A 20,141-nucleotide genomic window follows, 5' to 3' on the forward strand; every position below is an offset into this window, starting at 1 on the left:
AGTTAATTATTAATATATCATTATTAGGCTTTTAAAGTTCAGATCCAAACGCAGATAGCTGTTGGTTGCTTTAGTTGATTAGGTAATATGTTTAATGATTATTATGCATAAAGAATAAATACTAATAGCTATGACACTAATACAGGTTCCACAGGAGATGGGCTTAACTGAGCGGCCGGTGCCTAAATAATGAGTTTCTAATACGATGATATTTGCCGCAGGGGGAAGTAAGCAAAACAAATAAAGTGCTAGACTGTTTTGCAAAATAAGATTTTGTTTGAATAGATGAGCAAAGGCCAGCAAGATGGTTATGATTCCACAATAACCGGCGACTTTTTTTAGGAATAAAAAAAGAGTGGTACGTAGATCTTTTAAGGTAATTTTGGCTTTGGCTAACCACATGCCAAGTACAGCCATACCCAAAAAACTCATTAAAAATTTAGCTATGTTATAGATAAACTTGAATTCTAAATCAATCTGTCTGCTATATGGTAAAAGAATTATTCCAATTATTAGCGCAATTACAGGAGGCATTTGAATTAGTTTGCGTATATTAAATCTGATACCTGTAAGTAGCCATGCACCAAGTGAGTTGCCAATAATGGAACTGCCGATATAGGCAGAAATAAAAATAGTGGCGGCCTGATTACCGAAAAGGGAGGCGGCTATGGGTAGACCCAGCCAGCCAATATTTAGGTAAGTGAAGCATAGATTATCAACAGGGTTGATTTTAATTATTTTTCCTAGCAATAGCATCAAAGTCATCACAATGATAGTGGTGACAAGCACGACACTCATACTGCTAAAGTTAGTGGCTATATTATAGATGATGACAATAGGGATAATGAATTTGGTCAGTAGCTTTGAAAGTAGTGGTTTGAAATCAAAGCTTGTTTTCCCTGCGATCAAACCACATAGCAAGTAAATTAGTGGTAGGAAAAAGTTCATATGTTTTCCTTTTGTTCCGCTAATGAAAGCTGTCGAATTATATTTTTCGCTACAATATTCGCACATTGGGTATTAAACCAATAGGCGTTAGTTGAAAACAAACATCCTTTATTTAATGGGCCTAGATTATATAGCCCCTTTACGGCTTGATTGTTAACGATGCATTCCATAGTAGAGACATTTATGTTGATGCCACCACTTTGACAAGGTTCAATAAGATTTTTTTCTTTGAGAGAGCTTAATAAGCTATCTTTCATAAGAGTAAGATTATTTCCGCCACCAGTAGCATCCCAGAATGTTCCTGAGCTGATTGTGCCTTTTTTCGTTGAAATTATATATTTATTTTTTTTAAATGTAGGAGCGGATATCAGTTTATGAAATTTTAATCTGTTATTTATGATAGCTTCATGTATTTCTTCGAATACCTTTTGTGGAACAGGATGGCGCCATGCTGCCCAAATTGATCCTAAAGTGTTTATAAATTTCTGTTTTTGTTTGATATTCATCAAAGCCCATATTTTATGCATATAGGGTCTTGTGCTAACCAGTATATCCTGACAAGGAAGATTCGCTTCTTGGGCACGTTGCAGTAAAAATTCAAAATAGTCTTGATGTTTCCCCTTTTGTAAAAGATTCATTGCTTGTCTGAATTCTCCTACTACTTTTAATTGACCCATCTCTTTATTCAGTAGATGTATGAATGTGTTCAGTATATCTCCAGATTTTTTACTGTTTATTATGATATTTTGCCAAGTTAAATATACAGGGTGATATTGGTTGCTGCTGCTTATGCAGGTAGGTAAATAACCTTTTCTTGAAAATAAGTTAATATCTTGATTTCCCTTACTATAAGCATATCTAAAAGCATCTATTGCTGTTAGGCTACTGCCAGCAATCAGGATTTTACCGTCAGTATCCTCATATTCTTTAAAATGACGGATAAATCCTTTTTGGGTAGAAAATTGTGGAAAATTATCTGAAGATTTGGCACCTAGGCACATTACGACTGTTTTTGAATGTATAATTTGATGGTTGCTATCTTCAATAACAAATTTATCTTTTGCTTTGGCTATGGAGGTAGCTGAGCTATGAAATTCTGTAATGTGAAGTGTATCAGCGGAATTTATTTGATGATAAAGCTGGGATAGAAACCGAGAAAATTGTAGTCTGGCTGGGTAGTTATCTGTAATAATTTTATTTTTTTTCAACCAGTGATAAAAGCTGTCAGGTTCATAGGATGAAACTGGCAATAAATGAGGAATGGTGTTAACTTTATGAATACTGTCAGCATCGCCAAAAGCGTGGCCTGTGGCAAAGCTATTTAAAGGGTTCATTATAGCAATTTTAGGTTTATCTAGATTAAGAGAATATATTTCATCTTGTATCTGCTTGATTAAACTAACTCCAGTCGCCCCAAATCCAACTATAGCTATGTCATACATAATTTCTCCAAAATAAATTTGTTTTAATTTAATTGCTAAATTTTTTAATAATTTTTGTATATTATTATTTTTAATAAAAAAATTCTATTTTTTCTGGTTCAGTACTCGATATTTGGTATTTTATTTTAAAATTAATACTATACAAGCAATCAAAAATTGATAATTGTGTAATTATATGATTTTATGTATCAATTGATTATACGGATCATTATATAAAAATAGGTTTTAGCTTTATTTTTATGTTTTTTGTATTTAATTTGTTTTTGGTCTGTTGAATTATGCCTGTTTGCAAACAAATTGCACTATTTTACTTCTGAGCTGGAATGCTACCAATTTACTACTTCGATTCTTTTATATAATTTAATGCCTTCTTTTACTTGATACTTCACTAATAACACCCTTCTGACTGAAATGAAATTTGAGGAATATTCTTGTTTTAGTACATCTAAATTATTAATATTTTTTGCAACACCAATTACCAAATCACCTTGAGCCGGAGCAGATTTTGCCAAGCGAAACCTAAGCCACGAGATGCTCCCGTAATCAACTATACTTTTTTAATCAAATGAATTTATCATAAATAATGGCTACATAATGAATTCCCCATTGTTTTAATTTCTTAAGATAATTTTTATTCAAACTTTGAAGTGTCGGTAGCACAAACACGAAGTCGATGACCATCTGGATCATTTCCTACAAATGTGTATCCGAAATCGAGCATTTGTGGTTCAAGTTCAATTTTGACGTTTAATTTCTTCCATGTCGAATAAATTTCATCTACATCATTTTTTGTTACATCATTAAATGACAACTCAAAACCACCGTAATGATTAGGTGCCTTTGGCGTTATTTTATCAGCCTCTTGTAGCCCTAAAATAAAATTATCATTCAATAAAAATACAGCGAAGCCAGGATAAGTTTTGATAGGAGGACGCCCTAGTATTTTTGTGTAAAATTCTGTACTAGTATCGACATCTTTGACATAAACAATAACGCTATTAGGTTTAAACATTTTTTGTTTCCTTCTGGTGATAAAAATTAATTTTCTTAATTTTGATTATTTAGATTATAAAGTTGATGGATAGCATTTTTATATTTTGTTTGATCAGCGTGCTCCGAAGCCTGTGAGCATGGTTTTGAGGGTTTTAAAGAAGATAAGGATGTCGAGGGAAAAGGAAAAGTGCTTAATGTAGTAAAAATCATGCTCGATTTTTATTTGGGTTTGTTCTGTGTCGGCGGCATAGCCCTGTGTGACCTGAGCCCAGCCGGAGATGCCAGGTTTGACGATATGGCGGTAGTCGTAAAAGGGAATTTCTTGAATAAACCGGTCGACAAATATTTTTTGTTCAGGACGGGGGCCGATGAGGCTCATGTCGCCTTTGAGAATGTTCCAGAACTGGGGCAATTCGTCGATGCGGGTTTTGCGGATGATATGGCCGATGCGGGTAACGCGGCTATCGCCTAGTTGCGCCATCTGGGCACCATTTTTTTCGGAATCGCTGCACATGCTGCGGAATTTGTATATGCAGAATTCATAGCCGCCGCGGCCGACACGGTTTTGCCGAAAAAGAACGCTACCGGGGCTTTCAAGTTTGATGGCGATGGCTGTGACAAGCATTACTGGTAAGGTAATGGGGCAAGACAGAAGAATAAGTAGGATATCGGCTAAGCGTTTTATCAGTACATAGGTTGGTGAGGGTAGGAGTGAACCTAGGTCGTTTTCGTACAGATGATGAATTTTAACGCGGCCGGTAAGGAATTCTTCTACTTGACGAATATTGTATACGGGCATGCCGGCGAGGGTCTGGCTGGCGAGAAATTTTTGCCAATGGTGGTTAAGCTCGGGTTCGTGCAAGTCAGCTACAATGCCGTTGATATTTGTGGCTACGGGGAGATCTGGGCTGGTGAGTTTGATCCAGTTAACGTTGGGTAGCTGATCTGCGTTAATGGCGCGGCCGTAGGGTAAATAGGCATAGGTGGTGATAAATTTGTTGCGGTAGTAGATGTAGGCGATGCACAGGAAGAGGGATAGGCAGCCGGCCATGAATAGGAACCATACGGTGTAGGGCAGGTTGAAGAATTTGGCTGCCATCCACATGCCGAAAAACCAGAAGAAGGTATGTGGCAGGGCGATAACGGCGGATTTGCGGCCGGGAAAGTTGCTGAATACGGACAGAGATTTTGTGTTGAGTAGGTGGGCGATGCCGGCAAGGATGATGCTGGTGATGAAGGCGGCTCGGCCTTGTGAGAAGCCTTTGATGGGCTCCATGATGGCCAGAGGGAGTAGCATGACCAGCAGGGAACCGAAAAAGAGACGGCTTTTATAGGAAAGTAAACTTCGCATGATAGTGGGTTTATTTATTCAGGCGCAAATGTTGGTAGAGGTGGGTGAGCATACTGGTGGGCAATAGGCGGCTACTGCCGCGCAGGGCAAAACAGCTGAGTGCTGGCAGCAGGGGCTGGCTGCGGAGGCGGCGTTTAAGGCGCAGCAGTTGCCATTCGCTGCTGAGGTAGCTCAGTCCGCGCCGGCGTGCATGCATGTTGTGGCCAGCACGGGCGTAAACGAGGATTTCGGGTAGGTTGGCAGCCTGATAGCCGGCGGCAAGCAAGCGTAGCCACAGGTTGTAGTCTTCCATCCATTGGTGGTGCTGGTAGCCGCCTACGGCAAGTACGGCGCTTTTGCGGTAGGCAACAGCCATGTGGTTAATGGGGTTTCGCCATTGGGCATAGTGTCTGATGGCATTGTTGCTAAGGGGTACCTGCCGCACGGTGCTGGTGTGTTCAGGGGTGGTATTGAATTCTGCTATCTGGCCGCTGAAGAAGGCAATATCGGGGTGCTGTTGGATGTATGCCCACTGGCGGGCAAAGCGCTCGGGTGCACAGATGTCGTCCGTATCCATGCGCATAATCCATTCATGCCGGCAGTGTTCGAGCCCGGCATTGAGGGCATGGCCAAGGCCAACATGCTGAGGCAGCGGGATGATGTGCAGGGGCAGGCGGGTTTGGTATTGGCTAAGTATCTCTTGCAGGTTGCTGCCGATGGAGCCGTCGAGTACGACGATGATTTCTTCTGCCTGTATGCTCTGCGTGCACAGGCTGTCAAAACAGGCACTGAGCCAGTGTGGCTGTTCCTGTGCATACAGTGAGAGCAAAACGGAAAAAGGTTGCGTATTCATTGGCTTGGCAGCAGTGGCAGGTATGCCGGTGGTTTGTCAAGATTTGTTTATTATATCGCAACAATGTTGTCTGGTGACTGCTTCCTGCTGGGTGCTGTGGGGTTGTGCTGAAAAATCAAGGATTGGTATTGATTTTTTTACATTTGTGTTTGTTACAGCTGGGTCTGGCTATTGTTCAGTTCGAATGAGGCTGGGTTGGGGAGGTAGTGCTGGTAGAAGGTGTGCTGCGCGTGGATAAGCTGAGCTACTTCGTTGCTGTTTGGGCTGGTGCAGGTGTCGTTGAGGCAGACGAAGCGGATTTCGGGATGCTGATTCAAGTGGTCGATGGCATGGCTAAGGTCGGCAAGATTGCTGATGTTGCGTACGTACCCATCGTTATATTTGTGCGGGATGAAAGCACCGCTGGCCAGTTGCCAGTAACGGTTGAGGTAGATAGTGAGGTCGTTAGGAGCACGGAAGCGGTTGGCCGTGCTGGCCAGAATTTCGGGGGCGAAGTGCTGGTAGACTTCTTGCAGAGTATGGCGGGTATAGGGCTGGGGTAGATGCCAGTGGGCAAACCAGAAGTAGTGACGGTAAAAATATTTGAGTAGGATGTTGCTAATTTTTTCACGCAGGCTGTAGCTGCTGGCGAAAAGCTGTTGTTTGCTGAGGCTGGCTGGTTGAAATTGACGGTTGATGAGGCAGATGTTGTTGTTGAGGGCATCTACCCAGCTGTTTTGGCCACGCAGACGGCTGAAAAGGGCTCCGCGCTTGAGCCAGCCATGGCAAAGGAAGTCGACGGGCAGGCCGTGCTGAAATAAGCGCTCGCGCGGGGTGGGACGAAGGATGACAGTATCGTCATTGAGGTAGACGAAGTGCTCGCTCAGGCCTTTGAGATTGACCAGATTCATCTCGATGGCAGATGAGTTGAATACGGGCAGGTGCCGGGGTTTGATAAAAAGCTGCTGATGGCTGACGATTTCGATTTTCGGGTGGTTAATTTGTAGCCAGTGTGGGCGCTGGTTGGCAGTAATCAGGTAGATTTTGTGATACCACGGGCAGTTTTGCTCAATGGAACGTAAAACGTAGCGCAAGGTGCCGAAATCTTGATAGCGGTTGCTGCTGATGGCGTCGCTGTGCCCCTGATGCTGTGGCAGCCAGCGGTTTTTTTCGGCCAGCCATGCGGGATCGCCGCCATCTACCCAAGGCAGGACGAAGTCAATGGGGGTATGGTCTGAGCTGGTGTTCATCGAAGTTTCCGTTTGAGCAGGGCGATGAGTTTTTGACTGTTGCTGGCGCCGAGGGTGGTGCGCAGTAAGCTGAGTAGAAAGCGTTTGATCTGGTCAGTGTATTTGCTGTCGCTGAGCCAGCTGCCATCGTAGTGGTGGATACAGACTGTGTTGCTGGTGCAGTTTAGTTCATGGGTATAGGCGTTTTTGGCCATGAAGTAGTCGCTGGGATAGACGCAGACGTAGTCTGGAATTTCCTGCATCTGGTTGTTGAGGATGATGCCGTGTTGCTGGTATAGCTGTTTGAATATTTGGTTGATAGTTATGAGCTGCTGTGGGTTGAAATCAAGCTGCTGGTATTGTTGCCAGATGTCGTGCATCAAGGCGCAGCCGGCCTCACATCCCATTACGCCGGCCTGCGGGTTGCAGGTGAGCTGGCGGGTGTAGGGATTCATGCCTTGTTCGAAGCCGGTGAAGCAGTGGTGATGCAGGAATGGGTCGAATGAGGCAACCATTTGGACGTCGGTATCCAGATAGATACCACCTTGCTGATATAGTGCCTGAATGCGGCACACGTCGGCGACGAAAGCGTATTTGCCGGCGGCGTAGGCGGCGCGTGCGTAGGGATTGGCCTGATAGTCAAAGTTTTGTTCGTTCCACAGCCGGAGCTCGTAGTCGGGCAGATACTGGCGCCAGCTGTGCAGATAGCGCTGGGTAGTGGTGGGTAATGGCTGTGGACCGAACCAGCAGTAGTGTATGAGTTTGGGTATCATTGGACGGGCCGGCGGTAAATGAGCAATAGGAGGAAGCTGAAGGGTAAGGCTGCAATCAGGCCGGTGATGAGGCTCAGTTTAATCCAGTCGAGATAGTTGTGCACGCTGATGTTGCTAATGGGCTGCCAGCCGATGCTGATGGCTACGGTGATGGTGATGAATATAACCAGCCATAATATGAGTGGACGGCTGAAAGACAGGGAGAGGATATGGCGGCAGCTGTAATGGAGCATTTCGGTGCTACGGTACAGAAATGAGATGAGTGCGGCCAGTAGGATGCCGGCGCTGCCCCATATCTGGATAAAACACAGGGAACAGGTGATGTTGATACCGGCTTCAAGCAGGGCTTGTGGTTTGGTGGCTTTGTAGCGGCCGGCGGCCATGATGATGGTCATGGCTGGAATTCGGCTGTTTTCGATGATGCCGACAAATAGAAATAGGATGGCAAGTACGGGCTGGTGGTAATTGGCATCGGTCATATTGTGGGTGTAAAGCTGGATAAACGGTGCCAGCAGTAGGCCAGTGCAGGTGTAGACCCAGCCGAGAAAGCACATGAAGAGGCGATTGTAGCGGCAGAAGTTGTGGCGGGTCTGTGCGGGATTGGTGCTGAGGCTATGGCCGAATATGGCCTGCATGCCTTGTGACAAGGATTGTAATGCCATTTTGATGGCGCCGAAAATGAGGGCATAAACGGCGTAAATACTGGCGTCTTTTAGGGACAGGAAGAGTGAAATGAGTACCAGTGGCGAGCTGAAGATAAGCAGGCCGGTGAGCTGATGGGTGAGGGCGTCCCAGGTTTGTTGCAGGTGGTAGGGATGGTGTTTGTCGTAGTGCTGGTTTAGACCAGAGTAATGATGGCGGACATAACGGCGGTAGAGGAGGAATTTTGCAGCTTGTATCAGGGTAGATGCTGTCTGTACGCTCAGGATGCTGTAGCCGGCGCGGATGAGCCAGTAGCAGACGGCGATGTTGGCGAGAATGCTGACTGCTTGTATGCCGGAGATGATGTAGGTTTTCTGGTCTGCGGTGAGGAGGGCGCGATAGCTGCCGAAAAAGAAGAAATCAAGGATGTTGACGGCACCCATGACCAGTACGATGCAAAAGGTCAGGTTGGCGCTGATTTCATGGCGGGTGAGCCATGCAAACAGGGTGGCCAGTACTACTAGGGCGACGGCAAACAGGCTACCGGAAATCCGGTAAAAATGATGGGCTGCGGCAAGGATGCGGTTGCGTAGCTGGTTGTCATGGGCAGTAAGCGCCTGATACAGGGCGACGATGGCGGCCGCACCGATGCCAGCTTCCAGCAAGGTGAGGTAGGCGATGAACTGTTTAACGGATGCGAGCATGCCGTTGGTGGCTGAGCCGTAGGTTACGACAATCAGGGGCGGCAGGATAAAGCCGCCCAGTGCGGTGATCAGTTGCAGCAGGAGGTTGGCAGAGATATTTTTCAGGATTACGGCACGGGTGCTCATGAAGCCTCTAATGGATAGTGCCGGCTTAGTGACAGTTACCGCTGCGCTGCATGCGGCCGTAACGGCCGGTAATGGCGTTGATGTCGTTCATGGCTGAGTTGTCGACGCCGCTGAACACAACGCGCATTTTGGCTATGCTTGTGGGGGTGTTGCCTGAATCGCTGTCGCTATTGCCACCCAATGTGGTAATGAAGGCATCACTGAATCCTTGCATTTTGGCGCGTGCCATCAATCCTTCCGCATCTTCCCTCCGGTTGAATACACCTAAGCTGACTCTGCCCTGATTGATGCCATAGTCGAAGCCCTGCTCCTGAAGACGGGCACGAGTGGTGCTATCGCCACTGGATGAAAGCGCTACCATGTAACGGGTGGGTGCGGGTGTGGTTCGGGTTCGAGCCTGTGCGTTTACTTGTTCTATGAAGCGGCTGGTGGTAAACGGCCAGTGGTTGAGCAAGCCTTTGATGCGGTGAAAGTCGTCTTCGGGGAGGGTAACGGTGGCGGTACAGGTGCTGGCTGGTGCAGCGGTAGTTTTGTCGGAGTTGTCGGCCGTGTCGATTTTCTGTTTGCCGGCAGTGGTGGTTTCGGTCTTGCTGGCAGCTTTCGCAGCAGGTACAGCGCTACCGGCAGCGGCTGTTGTATCGGTAGCACGGCGCACGCTGATGTCGGGGCTGGCCGGTGCGATGGTATCAGTGGCTGCGCTGGTGGCGCCGGACGCAGCGGGAGAAGCTGAAATACCGTGTACCAGTTTGCCGGCTATCATGCTGCCGAAAACGATGATATTTAATGCTACCAAGATTGCAAACAGCCATTTCATGCGTATTCAACCCAGTTGAGTAAACCGTAAAGCACTAAATTATCCACAATTTCAATGCGGTTGTCTAAGACAAATGTATTGGGTAAGGCCTGTGCTACTTTATTGGCTCCACCGCCGGTGATGATGATGTCAACCGGTTTGCCAGTGCCGATTTTCTGTTGCAGGCGCTCATGCATGAGGACGATGGCTCCGCAGACGGCATCCATGATGCCGCTGGCCATAGCATTTGGGGTGGTGGTGGCGAAAGCATAGGCTTTGCCGAGCGGGCGGTTGAGGTTGGCGGTACGTCTGGATAATGCTTCTTTCATCAGATGAAATCCCGGCAGGATGCTGCCGCCGAGGTAATGATTGGTGTCGGTAAGAGCGTCAATTGTGACAGCTGTGCCACAGCTGACCACAACACATGCCTGTCTGGTGTATCGCCGGCTGCCGATGAGATTAAACCAACGGTCGGCGCCGTGTTCGGCAGGATTGCGGTAATGATTGCAGATACCGAGGGCTTCAGGCATGGAAGGCAGCCACAGTACCGGTTGTGGCAGAATGGCGGCAATTTGCTGCTGGCGAGCTTCTCCACAGACTGCGCAGCCTATGATGCGTTCTGTGCCGCAGCCCTGTCTGGCCCAGTCTTGTATGAGGGGTTGCAGATCATAATAGGCGGCTTTGCCATAGCTGAGTATGCAGCCGTTTTCTACCCATGCCCATTTAAGCTTGCTGTTGCCTGCATCCAGTAGCAGGCAGCGTTTTTGGGTGGCGTTTTTGGTTTCGGTAGCTGCTGCACCTGGGCGCAGGCTGATTTCGCCATTGACAAAACTTTGTTCTCCGTTGGCAGTTTGTAGCAACAGAGCACCGGAAGAAGCGATGCCACTGACAGTGCCTTCGGCTAGGGTGCGGCCGCCTGTCAGCAGATGTACCAGCCGTCCCTGATCGCGGTGTAATTGATTGTAATCAGCCAGAAATGGGCTGAGCCCATGCTGATTGAAGCGGGGCAGAAATTGAGCCAGTTTGGCAAGAATGCCCTGAAAAATTCGGCTGACTTGTGCCTGAGGTAGCAGGGACAGGATGGCGGTGGCGGTGCCAACCTGATCGGGGATGCTGAAGTTGAGGCCAATGCCGATAACAGCGGTGGTTTGTTGCTGATGACTGACGGTTTCAATCAGGATGCCGCCAAGTTTGCTGTTGTCCAGCATCAGGTCATTGGGCCATTTAATTTGAGCGGGGATGCCGAGTTCGCGCAGGGTCTGGGAGATGGCCACTGCTACGATAAGTGCCAGTCCGCCAAGTTCGGCTTGTGGGCGCTGGAATGTCCAGCTCAGGCTAAACATCAGGCATTCGCCAATGCGATTTTGCCATGCTTTGCCCTGACGGCCGCGTCCGGCTGTTTGTTCGTAGGCCAGATAGATTTGTGGTGGGCTGTCTATGGGTACGTGGCGTACCTGTTCCAGCAGAATGGTGTTGGTGGAGGTGGTCTGAGCCAGCAGATGCGGTTCAAAGCCGTACTGGCGCGCGCAGTGATTGAAGGTGTTTTCGGGTATCAATGCCAGTGTTTTGGTAAGCTGCCAGACGCCATTGCGCTGACGCAGAAGACTTTGGATATGGGCAGGCATTTCCTGCCAGGCTGCGTTGAGCTGGGGTATTTTGCAGTTCAGGGTTTTTGCCAGTGTCTGTACTTCATGCGCCAGACCATCGGCAAGCAGGGCCAGTAAAGGCCAAAACGGTGTGTTCATAAAATGGCATGGCCATTGTTTTGCTGATAACAATGGTTTGGTTTAAGGGGCTGGTCTGCTGCATGGCCGGATGCAAGCAGGATTTATTAGTGGCTGTGTGTTCAAAATCAATGTGAATATTATCGCATGGTTTGGTGAAAGTATCTTTTTCTGCGGTTTATTCGACCACGATTTTTGGAAAACGCTGGCTATAGTCTTTGCCCTGATCGGCCAATGCCTGTACCAGCTGCCATGCTGCCTGCTGGTACAGGGCAGCAATTTGCGGATTTTGCTCTGCTAATGCGTAGGCCTGACCGTTATCCATGGCTTCGCGGACGGATAAGGTAAGTGGTAATTGGCCAAGCAGGGGAACACCAAGGTTGTGTGCCAGTTCCTTGCCGCCGTTGTGTCCAAATACGGGTTCGGCATGTCCGCAGTGGGAGCAGATATGGACGGACATGTTTTCGAGTACGCCGAAAATGGGAATGTTAACTTTCTGAAACATGTTGACGGCTTTGCGTGCGTCAATTAAGGCTACATCCTGAGGTGTTGTGACGACGACGGCGCCGGTTACGGGTATTTTCTGTGCCAGTGTTAGCTGGATGTCGCCGGTACCGGGCGGCAGGTCAATAATTAGGTAGTCTACATCATCCCATTGGCTTTGAAACAGGAGTTGCTGTAAAGCCTGACTGACCATAGGGCCACGCCAGATGACGGCCTGATCGGTATCGACGAGAAAACCGACGGACATTACCTGAATCTCACCCGTAGCCATGATCGGTATCATTTTACCCTGATGCTGACGCGGTTCTTGTCCGGCAACGCCAAACATGGTTGGCTGGCTGGGGCCGTAAATGTCGGCATCAAGCACGCCAACGCGTGCACCCATGCGGCTTAAAGCTACAGCCAGATTGGCACTGGTGGTGGATTTGCCGACGCCGCCTTTGCCGGAAGCGACGGCAATGATGTTTTTAACGCCGGCGATAGTTTGGATGCCGAGCTGAACTTTATGTGTACCGATGTCCAGCTGTACCTTTACGAACAGGGGTTTGTCGCCGAATTTGGCGGTGATGGCGTGAGCGATGCGCTGTTGCAGCTCGTGAATGAGGTGGGCTACTGGATAGGGAAAAACGAGCTCAAGGTGGATGCCGTCGTTGTCGATGATAATGTTGCGGACAGCTTGTTCACTGCCGAGTGTCCGGTTGCTGTCTGGCAGGGTGATGCTGTTAATCAGGGTGGTAAGGGATTGTGTGTCCATGCAATTTAAATCCGCTGCTGAATTTCTGGCGCATATTTTACCCTATATTGGCCTATGAACTGGTTAATGGGGCGGGCGGAAACCGGAATTTAGGCTGATGGCGGCATTTGATCAGGACTAATGATATGACCAGAATCTGGCTTGCAGGTATGTTGCCGGTTGCGTATCCACATTAAGCGCAGGCAAAGATAGGCAGGATAAAGCAAGAGAATGGAAACGATGAGGTAGCGCAAATTGTGCCATTCTACAACCATTTGCCCGTGTGCCAGTGCCCATCCTGCCCATAGCCATTGCCACCATGCGGGCAGGCTAAACGCGAGCACAATCAGTAAAGCGGCAATGCGGACCGGTGTGAGCGGCCAGAACTGATGCTGCTGCATGGCGCGGTTAAGTTGCAGCAGAACGATGAAGGCGAAGCTAAGAGTCAGTACCATGCCGCCGTTGGCGATGACCTGTAGCCAGCTGAAGGCAATATCCGGTGATAGGGGTAAGCTGTTGCCCGATACAGGTGTTTGTTCTAGTGAGACGCTGGCACCAATATTCAGGATGAAACTGTAAATCAAATCCAGCCAGAGCAGCATTAACGGCCAGGTGCGTTTCAAGCGTTGAAACATTGTTGTCTTACCATGAGAACAGATAATAATGCGACAGTGTAACCATTGCTGTATGGTGCTGTAAATGGCTGTCTGGTAGTTGTTTCTACTGAGAAAACCAGCAGATGTTGTTACAAGCTGGATAAAAAACGAATGCAAAGAGGTAGAAAGTATGGCTGATTGATGCCGCTTATTTGCTGGATGTTATGTATAAAAAATATTTAATGATTGCAAAGTCGGGCAAAAGCAGAAGCGGTGTACGTAGCCGTGGAAGCAGTGCAACCAAAGCAGGTTTTATACATGAATGCATGACCAGTAAATATTTATACTGTACGCGGTAAGTGTTGGTTTGCCTACAGCGGCTGCCAGACAGAGCCAGAGGCCGGCGGATGAAGCGGAGCATCTATATTTCAATAGAAGACTGAATAAAGCAATTATATGGCGTTCTGATATTTTCTATCAATGGAATGGGTGGTGCCTGTTATTTTTTATTCATTTGTGATTGGGGTAGAGAGATATTTTAGAATGCTGAAAGATATTGATTTTCAGTTGTGTTTCTGAATAAAAGTGGAATTCATTATGCATTTAGGGTAAAAAATAATTATATTCAGATATAAGCAATTTAATTTATCTGAATAATTGTAAGGACGGTAAACGGCAATGAAAGTTTTTTTGGGTTAGAATAAACACTCGAATTTTTATTTTTGATTTTGACCTTGTGAAAAGGTCTTTTTTATTTTCTGCTTTTTGAGAAAAGACATAATGACAAGACGTTTGCCAGTTGTGTTTGAAATGAGCGCTGTTGTGATCAGTGCCGCAGTTTTGAGTTCTCCTGTTTTGGCTTCCGGATATCATTTAGGTTTGCAGTCGGTGACGTCGGTAGCAGCCGGTAATGCGGCAGCGGCTGAAGCTGCTGATGCTACGACGATTGTTAGTAATCCGGCAGGCTTGGTGCATGTGGAGGGTACGCAGATTGATACTAATCTGTTTGTGATTAAACCGGATATTAAATATAAGAATGCGAGAGGAACGTTTTCGGATGGTTCTGCTGTCAGTGGTCCGGCACACGGTAATATTGCCAATACGGCTCAGTTGGTGCCGCAGCTGTATTTTTCTCATCGGCTGAATGAACGATGGGGTGTGGGGCTGGGTGTTTATATACCGTATGCGGCCAGAACCAATGATAGTTCCGCTTCGGTGCTGCGCTATAACGTGAATAAAACCAATGTGAAGGCGCTGGATATCAATCCGGCTGTGGCTTTTAAAATCAATGACCGGCATTCGCTGGGTGTGGGGCTGATCGCGCAGTATCTCCATGCAGAAGTGCAGAAATACGCTGATTTTACGCCGGTAGGCAGTGCGCAGACTAAAATTCCTCCAGCGATGCTGCATCAGCGGGCGCCAGGAGCATTTGATGCACGTGCTACGGTAAAAGGTAATGACTGGGGCTATGGTTTCAATGCGGGCTGGCTATGGGATGTGAATGATGATGTGCGGGTGGGTGTGAGCTATCGTTCTAAGATTAATCAGCATCTGCATGGTACAGCGCGCTGGCAGCCGGTAGGAAAGTATGCAAAACAGTATGCGCCACTGTTTGCGCAGTTTGGTTTTAAAGAGCTGGAAGGGGCGCAGGTACAAATTACCACGCCTGAAGTGGTATCGGTGCACGGGATGTGGAAAGTGAATCCACAATGGAATCTATTTGGTAATGTGAGCTGGACGCGCTCTTCACGCCTGCATGAGCTGGATATCAATTTTGAAAATGATAAGGCGATTGATCCGGTACATGGTGCCACTTCGCATACCACGCATATTGCAACCAACTGGCGTGATACCTATGCAGTTGGTGTAGGGGCTTCCTATCAGCAAACCCCACGCCTGCAATGGCGTTTTGGTGTGAATTATGATCAGTCGCCGGTACGCAGTTCGTCTACACGCCTGTCTACTATTCCAGATGGTAACCGCTGGCTGTTTGGCGCCGGTGCTAAATATGATGTAAATAAAAAGGATACGGTGGCGGTGTCGTATGCCTATCTGCATATCCAGCATACGCGAATGAATCAGCAGGATGATGGGGCACACGTGTCGAGTAATGTGCGTGGAGAGGCGGATTACCGTTCGCATGCACATATCGCTGGTGTTTCGTATACGCATCGCTTCTGATATCAGCCTAGGCAGTATACATGCAGGACAGTATAGGTACTGTCCTGCATTTGTTTTGCCCAGTAGTTTTGCATGATTTGTCTTTTCGTTCTCAAGCCATTGAGATTAATAAATTTTAACTAGAATATTGACATAAATTACAAGTAGTTTTCTTTTCTGTTTCATAATCTGTCGTATGATGGTTTTGCTGTTCCATCTGGATAAAGCATTGTTAAACAAGGAGATGTATTATGAAGCATCAAGAAGGTTTACAAGATCCTAAAACCAAGTACTACCATCAGGATTATGCCAAACAACGTCAGCCAGCGCCCGGCCTGCAAAGCAGAATGGACCCTGTACCTGATTGTGGTGAAAAAAGCTATGAAGGTCATGGCCGTTTGTGTGGGCGCAAGATTTTGGTAACGGGTGCCGATTCCGGTATTGGTCGTGCTGCTGCCATTGCGTATGCGCGTGAAGGTGCGGATCTGGCGATTAATTATCTGCCGGAAGAAGAAGAGGATGCTAAACAGGTTGCAGCACTGGTACAGGAAGCTGGCCGTAAGGTTGTGTGTCTGCCGGGTGACTTAAGTGATGAGCATTTCTGCAAACAGTTAGTAGAAAAAACGCATCAGCAGTTAGGCGGTCTGGACGGTCTGACTTTGGTGGCTGGTAAGCAGACGGCTGTTGAGCGGTTTTGTGATATCAGTACGGAACAGTTAAAAAAAACATTCGAAATTAATGTTTTTTCGCTTTTTTGGGTGATTCAGGCTGCAATGCCGCATTTGCCTGCCGGTGCCACTATTGTGACCACCAGCTCTGTACAGGCTTATGAACCCAGCCCGAATCTGATAGATTATGCCTCTACAAAGGCCGCTATTGTGGCTTTTACGCAGGGTCTTGCTAAACAGGTAGCTGCTAAAGGAATTCGCGTGAATTCTGTGGCTCCCGGCCCTATCTGGACTGCTCTGGAAATTACCGGCGGTCAGCCGCCTGAAGCCATTCCAAAATTTGGTCAGAGCGAATCTATTCTTGGCCGTGCCGGCCAGCCTGCCGAACTGGCTTCTACTTATGTTTTCCTGATGTCGGATGAATCCAGCTATGTAACCGCTCAGGTGTATGGTGTGACCGGCGGTATTTTGCTGTAAGACATTTTGTTGTTTTTCTAATAAATCCGTACTGAAATTCGGTTTCTGTACCGGTGTAATACCGGCAGTAAAATGAGTTTCAGTGCGGATTTTTATTTTTTCTGTGAGCAAAAACCATATTTGTTTCGCTATTGGTGCATAAAAATATTTATTTGTAATATTTATATTTCTCATTTTTGTTTTTTTCATACAATAGATAAAAAAATGATATTTTGCATCGCGGAGGATAAATTGGGAGTGAAGAAGCAGTAGTGATATTTCCTTTTTGCCGCAATTCACTTATGTACTGGATAAGAAAGAAGCATGTGTCAGCAGGACGCGCTGCAAGCTGTGTTCAGGAGAGGGTGCCTAGATTTCCTGCCGAAATAAAAGGCTGGCTGAGGTATAGAGCTGGACGGAATGAAAATGGTTATGTTTTACGCTAATTGCTTGTTGATTCTGTATATTTTGGCCGCTAAGGATGCAGACTAATGGTGAAATTATGTTAATTTATATAAATTTTATTATAAATTTGCCGTCTGTGATGGTTTAGTTGAATGATTCTAATAAAGTGTGATAACCATTATTGTTTTAATACTATGTTTTTATGGAATTTTTCTGTTAATTTTGATTTTTTCAATTAATTATTATGAAAATTACTCTTATTTAGATTAAAAATAGTCATGATATTTAATGTTATGATAAGCCCAAACAGTTGTATTGGTTAGGGTAATGTAATTTTAACACCTGATTTAGTGCAACTGTTCAAGGGGGAAAAGGGTTGCAGGTTAATTTTAGCCTGCAACCCCAGACTGCAGAAAATATTGGTTCAGGATATTTATCCTCTACGTATAAGTTACTATCCGACAGTGGTTTTTTGCTTAAGAAGCAAGACAAATACGCTGCTCACGGGTAGAAAAATAACAGACATAATTTTTCATTAAATGGTTATCTGCGCTTGATGCTTGTCGCGTCAGGCCGGTAGTGGTTTAGTGATTCATCACAACTGCTTGGTAAGTAAGATGCAGCAGTTTTGAGTAAAAAGGATGCAAACATGGAAGGTAAAAAGGTTGTATTGGAATGTTTAAACCGTTTACTGGCAGGAGAGCTGGCCGCACGTGACCAGTATTTTGCCCATTCGCGGATGTATGAAGATATGGGCTATATGAAGCTGTTTCAGCGTATAGACCATGAGATGCAGGAAGAAACCGACCATGCGCACCAGTTTATTCACCGTATTCTGATGCTGAACGGCAAACCGGAAATGGTACCGGATGCGATTAATGTGGGCACGGATGTAGTCAGCATGCTGGAAAATGATCTGGCTACAGAGCTAAGCGTGCGCCAGAATTTAAAAGATGCGATTAAGCTATGTGAGCAGGAGCAGGATTATGTGACGCGTCAGTTTCTGGTGGCTCAGCTGAAAGATACGGAAGAAGACCATGCACACTGGTTAGAACAACAATTGCGCCAAATTGAGGTGATGGGCTTGCCCAATTATCTGCAAAGCCAGCTGTAAGGAGAACGATATGCAGGGAGATCGTTTGGCCATTCAGGCATTGAATAAAAATCTGGGTTTGTTGTTGGTTTCCATCAATCAATATTTTCTGCATGCTCGTATTCTGCGCAACTGGGGTTTCAACGAGCTGGGTGAGACTTTATATAAGCATTCGATTCGCGATATGAAGAGCGCAGACGCGCTGATTGAACGTATCCTGCTTCTGGAAGGTCTGCCGAATCTACAGGAGTACGGCAAAATTCTGGTGGGTGAGAATATTACTGAGATTCTGCAGTGTGACCAACGGGCAGAGCAGGCCAAACACATTGCTCTGGCTGATGCCATAGCTGTGTGTGAAAACCAGCTGGATTTTGTGTCACGTGATTTGCTTGAACAGCAAAAAGCGGTGAATGAGGAATATTTGGACTGGCTGGGTACGCAGCTTGATCTGATTAAAGAAGTTGGATTGAATAATTTTGCGCAGTCTGCGGCAGTAACAGATTGAGCGATTCCAGTGAACAAACAGGATAACAGCACTTGTTCACAAGTGCTGTTTTTTTGTGTTTGCTGTAGGCGCTGATACTAAGCCGCTACTACGCTTTCGTGTGCACTGCTGGGCTGAAACCATGCCAGCTGCTGGCGCAGACTGACTACTTCCCCAATCACAATCAATGCCGGTGTGGCAGCTTGTTGTGCCAGGGAGGCTAGCTGGTGGAGCTGGCCGGTTGATACGGTTTGCTGTGGTAGCGTGCCTTGCGAGATGATTGCTACCGGTGTGGTGGCGGCTCGTCCATGGGCAATCAGCTGGCGGCTGATTTCCGCTGCCGTGAGGGTACCCATATAAATCACCAGTGTTTGCTGAGCACCTGCTAGTGTGTGCCAGCCATGTGACTGTGCAGCCAGCTGCTGATGGCCGGTTATAAACAGCACACTCTGGGCATAATCCCGATGGGTAAGCGGAATACCGGCATAGGCGGTAGCGCCTAGGCCAGCACTGATGCCAGGAATGACTCTGAAAGGAATTCCCGCTGCCTGTAATACCGCACATTCTTCACCACCACGGCCGAACACAAAAGGATCACCGCCTTTTAGGCGCGCAACACGTTTACCTTGCTGTGCCCACTTTACCAGCAGCTCATTGGTCTGTTGCTGTTGTACCTGATGGTTGCCACAGCGCTTACCAACGCTGATTTTCAGGGCATCGCGGCGTACCAGCTCAAGTACCTCTGCCGATACCAATGCATCATATAAAACCACATCTGCTGCCTGAAGTGCCTGTAAGGCGTGCAAAGTGAGCAGACCGGCATCACCTGGGCCGGCACCAACCAGCACCACTTCACCCTGTAGTAGTGGCTGGTGGGCATTTAGTTGCTGCTGCAACAGCGATTCTGCTGCCTTTTCATCACCACTGGCCACATACTGGGAAAAGCGGCTGTGCTGAAATAATTGCTCCCAGAAGCGGCGGCGTTCGCTCAAATGCTGAAAGGTTTGTTTTACCTGTGTCCGCCAGCGTCCGGCCAGCGCCGCTGCTTTGCCGATTGAAAACGGCAGTAGCGTTTCTATTTGCTGACGAATCAGCCGCGCCAACACTGGTGCGTGGCCGCCGCTGCTTATAGCCACCTGTATTGGACTGCGGTCAATCAATGCCGGCACGATAAACGAACAACATGCCGGCTGGTCGACACAATTGCAGAATGTTGCCGCTGCTTCGGCTGCCAGAAATACCTGCCGATTTAAGGCAGGGTCGTTAGTAGCGGCCACTACCAGAAACACACCACTTAGCAGCGCAGGACTAAATTCTGTGGCGATGTGTTCGGCTTGCTGTGCGGCAAACCAATCCTGAAAACGGCTGGTGGTTTGCTGTGCCACCACCTTTAGTTGTGCTCCGGCCTGTAGCAGGGCATTAGCCTTGCGTTCGGCCACCTGTCCGCCGCCCACCAGTAACACTTTGCGCTGGTGTAATTGAGTAAATATGGGGTAGTGATTCATG

The 20,141-nt window shown here is 47.2% G+C and carries 18 protein-coding genes; 4 read left to right on the top strand and 14 right to left on the bottom strand.

The genetic code is table 11. From position 1 onward, the window contains the following. Window positions 1-78 precede the first annotated feature (78 nt). The 13 genes from J3U67_RS04195 to J3U67_RS04255 all read right to left on the bottom strand — a co-directional run bounded on the left by J3U67_RS04195 (window position 79) and on the right by J3U67_RS04255 (window position 13,408). Window positions 79-948 (bottom strand): permease, encoded by an 870-nt coding sequence (locus tag J3U67_RS04195; protein WP_100141065.1) that lies wholly within the window; start codon window positions 946-948, stop codon window positions 79-81. Next, a complete protein-coding gene (locus J3U67_RS04200) occupies window positions 945-2,390 on the bottom strand; it encodes an FAD/NAD(P)-binding protein (RefSeq protein ID WP_267403957.1) in 1,446 nt (481 codons plus the stop codon). Before J3U67_RS04200 ends, J3U67_RS04195 begins: the two co-directional genes overlap by 4 nt. A 326-nt stretch (window positions 2,391-2,716) precedes the next feature. Further along, entirely contained in the window at window positions 2,717-2,902 is a 186-nt protein-coding gene (locus tag J3U67_RS04205; RefSeq protein ID WP_267403959.1) for a hypothetical protein, read from the bottom strand. Window positions 2,903-3,021: 119 nt separating this feature from the next. Then, window positions 3,022-3,402: a VOC family protein gene (locus J3U67_RS04210; RefSeq protein WP_267403961.1), complete on the bottom strand. Its 381-nt coding sequence runs from the start codon at window positions 3,400-3,402 to the stop codon at window positions 3,022-3,024. Window positions 3,403-3,495: 93 nt separating this feature from the next. Next, window positions 3,496-4,734, bottom strand: a complete 1,239-nt coding sequence (locus J3U67_RS04215) for an exopolysaccharide biosynthesis polyprenyl glycosylphosphotransferase (protein WP_323811378.1) — start codon at window positions 4,732-4,734, stop codon at window positions 3,496-3,498. Window positions 4,735-4,744: 10 nt separating this feature from the next. Continuing rightward, the gene (locus J3U67_RS04220; RefSeq protein ID WP_267403963.1) at window positions 4,745-5,566 is read right to left on the bottom strand and encodes a glycosyltransferase; all 822 of its coding nucleotides are present in this window, start codon (window positions 5,564-5,566) and stop codon (window positions 4,745-4,747) included. A gap of 152 nt (window positions 5,567-5,718) precedes the next feature. Next, window positions 5,719-6,795, bottom strand: coding sequence for a stealth family protein (locus J3U67_RS04225; protein WP_267403965.1), 1,077 nt, complete (start codon window positions 6,793-6,795; stop codon window positions 5,719-5,721). Beyond that, window positions 6,792-7,547, bottom strand: coding sequence for a glycosyltransferase family 32 protein (locus J3U67_RS04230; protein ID WP_267403967.1), 756 nt, complete (start codon window positions 7,545-7,547; stop codon window positions 6,792-6,794). The genes J3U67_RS04225 and J3U67_RS04230 overlap by 4 nt, the downstream gene beginning before the upstream one ends. Next, entirely contained in the window at window positions 7,544-8,893 is a 1,350-nt protein-coding gene (locus J3U67_RS04235) for a lipopolysaccharide biosynthesis protein (protein ID WP_267403969.1), read from the bottom strand. The genes J3U67_RS04230 and J3U67_RS04235 overlap by 4 nt, the downstream gene beginning before the upstream one ends. 151 nt (window positions 8,894-9,044) lie before the next feature. Further along, complete coding sequence (locus tag J3U67_RS04240) at window positions 9,045-9,833, bottom strand: SPOR domain-containing protein (RefSeq protein WP_267403971.1); 789 nt, start codon at window positions 9,831-9,833, stop codon at window positions 9,045-9,047. Beyond that, window positions 9,830-11,557, bottom strand: coding sequence for a biotin--[acetyl-CoA-carboxylase] ligase (locus J3U67_RS04245; protein WP_267403973.1), 1,728 nt, complete (start codon window positions 11,555-11,557; stop codon window positions 9,830-9,832). The genes J3U67_RS04240 and J3U67_RS04245 overlap by 4 nt, the downstream gene beginning before the upstream one ends. Window positions 11,558-11,714: 157 nt before the next feature. Then, on the bottom strand, window positions 11,715-12,794 hold the full coding sequence (apbC, locus tag J3U67_RS04250) for an iron-sulfur cluster carrier protein ApbC (RefSeq protein WP_267403975.1): 1,080 nt from the start codon (window positions 12,792-12,794) through the stop codon (window positions 11,715-11,717). 89 nt (window positions 12,795-12,883) lie between these two features. Then, complete coding sequence (locus J3U67_RS04255) at window positions 12,884-13,408, bottom strand: hypothetical protein (RefSeq protein WP_267390923.1); 525 nt, start codon at window positions 13,406-13,408, stop codon at window positions 12,884-12,886. 741 nt (window positions 13,409-14,149) lie between these two features. On the opposite strand from J3U67_RS04255, the gene J3U67_RS04260 reads away from it, so the two are divergent. The 4 genes from J3U67_RS04260 (at window position 14,150) to bfr (J3U67_RS04275) (ending at window position 18,656) form a co-directional block, all read left to right on the top strand. Beyond that, window positions 14,150-15,550: an OmpP1/FadL family transporter gene (locus tag J3U67_RS04260; protein ID WP_267403977.1), complete on the top strand. Its 1,401-nt coding sequence runs from the start codon at window positions 14,150-14,152 to the stop codon at window positions 15,548-15,550. A 230-nt stretch (window positions 15,551-15,780) separates the two neighbouring features. Continuing rightward, window positions 15,781-16,674: an SDR family oxidoreductase gene (locus J3U67_RS04265; RefSeq protein WP_267390921.1), complete on the top strand. Its 894-nt coding sequence runs from the start codon at window positions 15,781-15,783 to the stop codon at window positions 16,672-16,674. A 1,033-nt stretch (window positions 16,675-17,707) separates the two neighbouring features. Next, window positions 17,708-18,172 carry a bacterioferritin gene (gene bfr / locus J3U67_RS04270; RefSeq protein WP_267390920.1) on the top strand — a complete coding sequence of 155 codons (465 nt, stop codon included), beginning with the start codon at window positions 17,708-17,710 and terminating at the stop codon, window positions 18,170-18,172. Between the two features lie 10 nt (window positions 18,173-18,182). Next, a complete protein-coding gene (gene bfr, locus J3U67_RS04275) occupies window positions 18,183-18,656 on the top strand; it encodes a bacterioferritin (RefSeq protein WP_267390919.1) in 474 nt (157 codons plus the stop codon). Between the two features lie 77 nt (window positions 18,657-18,733). Here the strand turns inward: bfr (J3U67_RS04275) and cysG are convergent, their stop codons facing one another. Beyond that, window positions 18,734-20,140 carry a siroheme synthase CysG gene (gene cysG / locus J3U67_RS04280; protein ID WP_267403979.1) on the bottom strand — a complete coding sequence of 469 codons (1,407 nt, stop codon included), beginning with the start codon at window positions 20,138-20,140 and terminating at the stop codon, window positions 18,734-18,736. Window position 20,141 lies beyond the last annotated feature (1 nt).

This window comes from Snodgrassella sp. B3837, from assembly GCF_026535955.1.
Lineage (GTDB): Bacteria > Pseudomonadota > Gammaproteobacteria > Burkholderiales > Neisseriaceae > Snodgrassella > Snodgrassella alvi_E.

Coding starts and splice junctions, on each gene's coding strand:
- J3U67_RS04195 (WP_100141065.1), bottom strand. CDS start 948: ATGAACTTTTTCCTACCACTAATTTACTTGCTATGTGGTTTGATCGCA.
- J3U67_RS04200 (WP_267403957.1), bottom strand. CDS start 2,390: ATGTATGACATAGCTATAGTTGGATTTGGGGCGACTGGAGTTAGTTTA.
- J3U67_RS04210 (WP_267403961.1), bottom strand. CDS start 3,402: ATGTTTAAACCTAATAGCGTTATTGTTTATGTCAAAGATGTCGATACT.
- J3U67_RS04215 (WP_323811378.1), bottom strand. CDS start 4,734: ATGCGAAGTTTACTTTCCTATAAAAGCCGTCTCTTTTTCGGTTCCCTG.
- J3U67_RS04220 (WP_267403963.1), bottom strand. CDS start 5,566: ATGAATACGCAACCTTTTTCCGTTTTGCTCTCACTGTATGCACAGGAA.
- J3U67_RS04225 (WP_267403965.1), bottom strand. CDS start 6,795: ATGAACACCAGCTCAGACCATACCCCCATTGACTTCGTCCTGCCTTGG.
- J3U67_RS04230 (WP_267403967.1), bottom strand. CDS start 7,547: ATGATACCCAAACTCATACACTACTGCTGGTTCGGTCCACAGCCATTA.
- J3U67_RS04235 (WP_267403969.1), bottom strand. CDS start 8,893: ATGCTCGCATCCGTTAAACAGTTCATCGCCTACCTCACCTTGCTGGAA.
- J3U67_RS04240 (WP_267403971.1), bottom strand. CDS start 9,833: ATGAAATGGCTGTTTGCAATCTTGGTAGCATTAAATATCATCGTTTTC.
- J3U67_RS04245 (WP_267403973.1), bottom strand. CDS start 11,557: ATGAACACACCGTTTTGGCCTTTACTGGCCCTGCTTGCCGATGGTCTG.
- apbC (WP_267403975.1), bottom strand. CDS start 12,794: ATGGACACACAATCCCTTACCACCCTGATTAACAGCATCACCCTGCCA.
- J3U67_RS04255 (WP_267390923.1), bottom strand. CDS start 13,408: ATGTTTCAACGCTTGAAACGCACCTGGCCGTTAATGCTGCTCTGGCTG.
- J3U67_RS04260 (WP_267403977.1), top strand. CDS start 14,150: ATGACAAGACGTTTGCCAGTTGTGTTTGAAATGAGCGCTGTTGTGATC.
- J3U67_RS04265 (WP_267390921.1), top strand. CDS start 15,781: ATGAAGCATCAAGAAGGTTTACAAGATCCTAAAACCAAGTACTACCAT.
- bfr (WP_267390920.1), top strand. CDS start 17,708: ATGGAAGGTAAAAAGGTTGTATTGGAATGTTTAAACCGTTTACTGGCA.
- bfr (WP_267390919.1), top strand. CDS start 18,183: ATGCAGGGAGATCGTTTGGCCATTCAGGCATTGAATAAAAATCTGGGT.
- cysG (WP_267403979.1), bottom strand. CDS start 20,140: ATGAATCACTACCCCATATTTACTCAATTACACCAGCGCAAAGTGTTA.